The following is a 6,532-nucleotide window of genomic DNA, read 5'->3' on the forward strand; positions in this document are numbered from 1 at the left end:
GCACTCCGGGAACGGCCGCGCCGTTCCCGGAGTGTCCCGGCTCGCCGCGGCCCGTGCGTGGACCCCGGCGGCCCCGGCGGCCTCGCAGGCCGCTCGGCATGTGGTCGGTTGCCCAGTGGTCGGTTGCGCTGTTGTCGGTCGCCGCCCGGTCGCTCTGTCAGACCGCTGCGGGGCCGGGCGCCGAGAGGTACTCGAAAGTGGAGCCCGTGTACATGGCCCAGGGGCGGAAGTCCGCGCTGCCGGGCGTCTCGACCCTCGGCGGCGGCTCCGGCCGCGTCTGCTTCGGGGACCGGGCGGGCTTCGATGAGGCGGGGCCGCCTGGCGGCGCGGCCTTCTTCGCCGGGGTGCGCTCGGGGGATTTCTCGGGGGACTCGTCGTCGTTCTTCGGTGCGGTGTCGGTGGCAGGCGGATTCTGGGGGGTCCGCTCCTTATCTGGCGGCTTCTCCTCGGTGCGCTGCTCCGCGCTCATCCGGTCGATCTTCTCGACGAGTTCCATCACCGACGGCGACCACGTCTTGTGCTCGGGCGCGCCCGGCCGGACCGCGCCGGCGAACTGCCTCTTGCGCCGCTTGTTGAGTTTGTCGATCCGCACGGTCTCCCCGGTGCGGGGAGCGTGGAGGTACCTTCCGCCTTCCACATAGAGCCCCACATGGTTGCGGCCGCGGAAGAAGACGAGGTCGCCCGGCTTGAGCTCCCTCAGCTTGACCTTGCGCTTCACCTGGCGGTACTGCGCGTGGGTGACGCGGGGGATGTCGACGCCCGCCGCGCGCCACGCGGCCATCGCGAGCCCGGAGCAGTCGTAGCCGCCCGGTCCCTCGGCGCCCCACCGGTAGGGCTTGCCGATCTGCTTGCGGGCGAACCTGATCGCCTTCTTGGCGCTCTCGCGCTGCTCCGCCACGCGGGTCCGGTACCTGTCGTACGCCTTGACCTGCTTCAGCGTGGCCCTGTCGAGGTGCAGGCTCTTCACCACGGTGGTGTTGAGGTCCGCCCAGGCCTGGGAACTCAGCGGGACCGCCAGGGCGAGCCCGGTCGCCGTCAGGGTGACGGCGGTACGGAGCAGTCCCTGTTTTCGGGCACCCGTCCGATTTCGACGGGTATTGTTAGCAGATATGCCGTTTCCGGTGGTGTCCCCGAGTGAGTGGCGTGCGCTGGCCATTCTGTTCTCTCCGTTCCGCAATGTCGGATGTGCCGCGAATTTTCGCAGGGCGAGTGATCATCACCTCGCCGAGAGTCCGGGTACCCGGCAGATCGCTACGGAATTGGGGGAACGGCGCGATTTTGCATGATCGTGGCGCGGAATTAATGGCGCCGTTCGGTGTCTTTGATCAAGTGGCCAGATGGGCCAGCGAGGTGAGCGGAACGGGCAGCCAGGCCGGCCGGTTCTGCGCCTCGTACCGCACCTCGTAGACCGCCTTCTCGAATTCGAAGGCGCGGATGAGCGCCGAATGCGCCGCCGGGTCGGCGCCGCCCGCGGCGGCGTAGCCGCGGCAGAACGCGGCCCGGTTGCGCGCCGCCCACGCATGCGCCCGCGTCTCCAGCCGGCCGCCCGGTTCGGGCGGGACCGTCCCGGACTTGGCGATGAGGAACCGGGCCGCGTACTCGAACGAGCGCAGCATCCCGGCGACGTCCCGCAGCGGGTGCGCGAGGGCGCGGCGCTCGTGCTGCGTCCGCGCGGGCTCGCCCTCGAAGTCCAGCAGCGTCCAGCCGCTCTCGGTGCGCAGGACCTGGCCCAGGTGGTAGTCGCCGTGCACGCGCTGGACGGGCAGCGGCTCCGGCCGCGCGGCCAGGTCGAGGTAGGCGGCGGTGAGCGCCTTCGCGTGCGGGGCCAGCCGGGGCACGGAGCGGCAGGTGGCGGTCAGCTCGTCGTTCATCCGCGCCGCCATCGCCCGCACCTCCGCCGGGGGGAGCGTCCGCACCCCGAACGCGGCGGCGAGCGACCGGTGCACCGCCGCGGTCGCGGCCCCCAGGCGTTCGGCCTCGGCGGCGAAGTCCCCGCCGGCCGCGCTCGCGTCCAGCTCGGCCCACTCGTCGCCGCCCGCCGGCGGCGTGTGCGCGAACCAGTCCCGGACGCTCGCGATCGCCAGGCTCCACCCGTCCGCGCCGGTGTACAGGTAGTCCGACAGCAGGCCGAGCGTGACCGGCTCGCCGTTCCCGGACGTGCCCGCCTCCGGTTCCAGCTCGATCCACCCGTGGACGGCGGGCACGTGTGTGCACCCGCCCTGGGTCAGCGCGAGGTTGACCTCGAGGTCGAGGTTGACGCCGTGGCTGAGCCGCCGGAACAGCTTGCAGATATAGGTGTCCCCGAACAGCAGCGAGGTGTTGCTCTGCTCGGCGGTGATGGGCAGGCTCGTCAGGTCCGTCCGGATGCGGGCGCCGTCGACGTGGCGGAAGCGCAGCGGGCCGGCCGACGCCTCCGCGGCGAGGGCGTCGAGCAGGATCCGGGTCAGGTCCGGGTCGTGGGCGGCGTCGTAGAGGTACACGTCGTACGGGCGCCCGCCCGGCGGGTCCGGGTGCGCTCCGCCGATCTCGACGTGCCGGAGCCGGTCCGGCAGCTCGCGGCGGGCGCCGAGGAGCAGCTGGTAGTGGTCGGTGGCGCCGTTCTGCCGGACGTCGAGGACCAGATGGTGCAGCGCGGGGTCGCCGGAGCGCAGTTCGGTGGCGGTCCCGATGGTCAGTTCGTCGATGGGGCCGTCCTTGCCGCCGAACCAGCGCTGCCTGGGCAGCCATTCCGCGAGGTCGCGCACGAGGGCCGTCTCGGTCGGCAGCACGCTCAGCCGGCCTTTCCGGCGCCGGCGGCGTCCGGACCGGGGACGGTCCCGGCGGCCCCGCCCGGGACCGTCTCCGGGACGCCGTCGCCCTCGTCCGGCGGGATCAGCTGGAACCAGAAGAAGCCGTGGGCGGGGAGCGTCATCAGGTAGGGGAGCTCGCCGATGGCGGGGAACTGGACGCCGCCCATGCACTCGACGGGGGAGTACCCCTCGAAGCGCCGCAGGTCCAGCTCGACCGGCTGCGGGAAGCGCGACAGGTTGCTGACGCAGAGGATCGTGTCCATCTCGCCCCACGGGCTCTCCTCCTCCGTGATCTCGCGGGTGAAGGCGAGGACGGAGGGGTTGGAGGCGGAGAGTTCGACGTAGGAGCCGACGCCGAAGACGGGGTGGCGTTGCCGGATCTCGATCATTTTGCGGGTCCAGTGCAGGAGTGATCCGGGGTTGTTGGCCTGGGCTTCGACGTTGACGGCTTGGTAGCCGTAGATGGGGTCCATGATGACGGGGAGGTAGAGGCGGGCGGGGTCGCATTTGGAGAAGCCGGCGTTGCGGTCGGGGGTCCATTGCATGGGGGTGCGGACGGCGTCGCGGTCGCCGAGCCAGATGTTGTCGCCCATGCCGATTTCGTCGCCGTAGTACAGGACGGGGGAGCCGGGGAGGGAGAGCAGGAGGGCGGTGAACAGTTCGAGTTGGTTGCGGTCGTTGTCCAGGAGGGGGGCCAGGCGGCGGCGGATGCCGATGTTGGCTTTCATGCGGGGGTCTTTGGCGTATTCGGTGTACATGTAGTCGCGTTCTTCGTCGGTGACCATCTCCAGGGTGAGTTCGTCGTGGTTGCGCAGGAAGATGCCCCATTGGCAGGAGTCGGGGATTTTGGGGGTCTGGGCCATGATCTCGGAGATGGGGTAGCGCTGTTCGCGGCGGACGGCCATGAAGATGCGGGGCATGACGGGGAAGTGGAAGGCCATGTGGCATTCGTCGCCGCCGGCGGCGGGGTCGCCGAAGTATTCGACGACGTCGGCGGGCCATTGGTTGGCTTCTGCGAGCAGGACGCGGTCGGGGTAGAGGCGGTCGACTTCGGCGCGGACGCGTTTGAGGTAGGTGTGGGTTTCGGGGAGGTTTTCGCAGTTGGTGCCTTCGCGGGCGTACAGGTAGGGGACGGCGTCGAGGCGGAATCCGTCGATGCCCAGGTCGAGCCAGAAGCGGAGGTTTTCCAGCATGGCGTCTTGGACGTCGGGGTTGTCGTAGTTGAGGTCGGGTTGGTGGGAGAAGAAGCGGTGCCAGTAGTACTGGCCGCGGACGGGGTCGTAGGTCCAGTTGGAGGTTTCGGTGTCGATGAAGATGATGCGGGCGTCGGGGTAGCCGGTGTCGTCGTCGGCCCACATGTAGAAGTCGCCGAAGGGTCCGGTGGGGTCGGTGCGGGAGGCCTGGAACCAGGGGTGCTGGTCGGAGGTGTGGTTCATGACCAGGTCGGCGATGACTCTGATGCCGCGGGCGTGGGCTTGGTCGATGAGTTCGACGAAGTCGCCCAGTTCGCCGAATTCGGGGAGGATGCGGGTGTATTCGGCGATGTCGTAGCCGCCGTCGCGCAGGGGTGACTGGTAGATGGGCAGCAGCCACAGGCAGTCGATGCCCAGCCAGTGCAGGTGGTCGAGTCTGCTGATCAGGCCGCGCAGGTCGCCGTAGCCGTCGCCGTTGGAATCGGCGAATCCCCGCACCGACACCTCGTAGAACACCGCCGTCTTGAACCAATGCGGATCACGCGGGCTCTTTGGATCGAACGCGTCGGGGAGTGCCCGGGTGTCGGGTCCCGCGGCGTCCCGTCGCGGGAGCGCCGCCGTCTCCGGCCGGGTGACCTGGTCGGACGTGCTGCTGGTGAGGTTCTTCGGCTGGCCGTGCATGGGTCACCCCGGGTGTGTTGGAGACATCTAGATCAGCAATGCCCGCCACCGCCTCCGGGGACGTTCACGACAGGCAACCATACGTAAAAATCTCCGCACGCTCCGTGACCGTCCGCCCGGTTTCAGGAGCCGGCGGCCCGTCCGGGCAGGGCGAGCCGAGCCCAAGCGCGGGGAAGATCGCGCGGTGGCCGGCGGCGCGGCGGCCGCCGCGCCGCACACCCCCGGGTCAACGCCCGGTAGCGGCCCGGCATGGCCCGGGAAAGTAGCGCAAAACACGTCGATGCACGGCCCGGCCGCTGGCGTCCGGCCCGCCGAATACTTGCTCGGCGGCGGTTGTGTCATGTCCGTGTTTTTAGCTTCGTCGCTTTTTCTGTCGCATGCCCGGGGTAGGTCATTTCCAAGCTCAGAACCTGCCGCGCAATTCGCGGCCGCGCCGTTGACGCCTGCTCGCCCGGCGTCCGCGCGGCCGGCGGCGGGCCGTTGACAATTCCGGACGAGAAGAATTCGTCCAAAGCGATCGGAGGGACAGTGGAGCGCTGGGAGATGTCGCCATCGGTCGTACCGACGCGCGATGACCTCGTGGCGCGGCTGCGCGTTCGCTTCGCCGATGTTCCGGCGGAGAACGTGCGCCGTTGCGTGGACGACCTGTGGTGCTGCTGCACCCATCTCGGGGTGCGGCCCGAGGAACGGACCATCGAGCGCCTCGCGGCGTCCCGGCTCACGGGCGTCGTCCGGGGCGGGCGCCCGCCGTATCCGGACGGGCGCCCCGCGCCGATGCCGACCGGCTCCCATGCCACCGCCAAGCGCCCCGCGGGCGCGCGAACCCCGATCGGGATGTGACTGATGAAGGACACCGCCGTGCCGGGCCTGGGCGTCGAGACCCGGCGAGGGTTCATCGTGCTGCGCATGCCCGCGCAGATCAGCTGGCAGAACTACGCCGGGATCCGGGAGGAGGTGAGCAAGGCCCTCTCCCTCGCCGGGGGGACCCGCGGCGGTGTCGTCGTGGACTTCGGCGACGCGGTCCTGCTGGACGCGGCGGGCCTGGTGCTGCTGGCCCGCGCGGAGACGCGGGCGCGACTGCTCGGGTGCCCGCTGCGCACCGTCGTCCCGGAGCCGTCCGCCCATGTGCGGCGGGCGCTGCAGCTCACCGGCCTGAGCCGGCTCGTCCCGGTGCACGCGGACGTCGCGGCCGCCACGGCCGCGCCCGTCCCGGCCCGCGCCGCGCGGCGCGTGGAGACCACGCACGTGCTGGACGCCATCCGCGCCCTGCATCCGGGGGACGCCGGGCTCACGCCCACGCCGCCCGCGCCGTCCGAGCTGATGATCACGACGACGGCCGCCGGGGACGGCGACCACACGGTGGTCCACCTGGCCGGCGTCCTCGACGAGGTCACGGTGCCGCGGCTCGGCGACACGCTGACCGAGCTGGTCGAGGGCAACCTGCGGCACCTCATGGTGCGGATGCACGACCGGCTCGGGGTGCGGTCCGACCCGCTGCCGATCCTGCTCGGCATCCGCTGGCGGGTCGCCGCCGAGGGCGGCTGCCTCTCGCTGCCGGCGCTGCCCGCCAAGCTCCGCCGGGTCATCGACCGGGAGGGCCTCGGCTCGGTCTTCACCGGCTGCCGCCCCTTCGAGGACCGCCTGCTGAGCACCGGGCCGGCCTGACGCCGGCGCGCGGGCGGCCGCTCGCGCCTCTTCAGTTCCCACCTGCCCGCGCATGTCCTTCGTTCCTCTGGAACGTGAGGATGTGCGCGGGTTGGGTGTGCGGGTCGAGGTGGACGTAGTTGGACCGGTGCCAGGTGTAGGCGGTGCCGGTGAGTTGGTCGGTGACGGTGTGGGGTTGGGCGGGGTGTGTCTCTTATACACATT

At 70.8% G+C, this 6,532-nt stretch carries 5 protein-coding genes and 1 pseudogene; 2 read left to right on the forward strand and 4 right to left on the reverse strand.

Going from position 1 to position 6,532, the window contains the following annotated elements:
- Positions 1 to 157: 157 nt before the first annotated feature.
- From E1266_RS16060 to treS, 3 genes are all read right to left on the reverse strand, one after another.
- Positions 158 to 967, reverse strand: coding sequence for a C40 family peptidase (locus E1266_RS16060; RefSeq protein ID WP_165966106.1), 810 nt, complete (start codon positions 965 to 967; stop codon positions 158 to 160).
- Between the two features lie 358 nt (positions 968 to 1,325).
- Positions 1,326 to 2,768: a phosphotransferase gene (locus tag E1266_RS16065; RefSeq protein ID WP_132047668.1), complete on the reverse strand. Its 1,443-nt coding sequence runs from the start codon at positions 2,766 to 2,768 to the stop codon at positions 1,326 to 1,328.
- A 2-nt stretch (positions 2,769 to 2,770) separates the two neighbouring features.
- Positions 2,771 to 4,663 carry a maltose alpha-D-glucosyltransferase gene (gene treS, locus E1266_RS16070; protein WP_132047670.1) on the reverse strand — a complete coding sequence of 631 codons (1,893 nt, stop codon included), beginning with the start codon at positions 4,661 to 4,663 and terminating at the stop codon, positions 2,771 to 2,773.
- A gap of 528 nt (positions 4,664 to 5,191) precedes the next feature.
- Here treS and E1266_RS16075 point away from each other — a divergent pair.
- Together E1266_RS16075 and E1266_RS16080 are read left to right on the forward strand one after the other, a co-directional pair.
- A complete protein-coding gene (locus E1266_RS16075) occupies positions 5,192 to 5,503 on the forward strand; it encodes a hypothetical protein (protein WP_165966107.1) in 312 nt (103 codons plus the stop codon).
- A gap of 3 nt (positions 5,504 to 5,506) precedes the next feature.
- Complete coding sequence (locus E1266_RS16080; protein ID WP_132047674.1) at positions 5,507 to 6,328, forward strand: STAS domain-containing protein; 822 nt, start codon at positions 5,507 to 5,509, stop codon at positions 6,326 to 6,328.
- Positions 6,329 to 6,359: 31 nt separating this feature from the next.
- Here the strand turns inward: E1266_RS16080 and E1266_RS40020 are convergent.
- Positions 6,360 to 6,503 (reverse strand): annotated as a pseudogene (locus tag E1266_RS40020) (hypothetical protein); the annotation flags it as partial.
- Between the last annotated feature and the right edge of the window lie 29 nt (positions 6,504 to 6,532).

This window comes from Actinomadura sp. 7K534, assembly GCF_004348575.1.
GTDB lineage: Bacteria > Actinomycetota > Actinomycetes > Streptosporangiales > Streptosporangiaceae > Spirillospora > Spirillospora livida.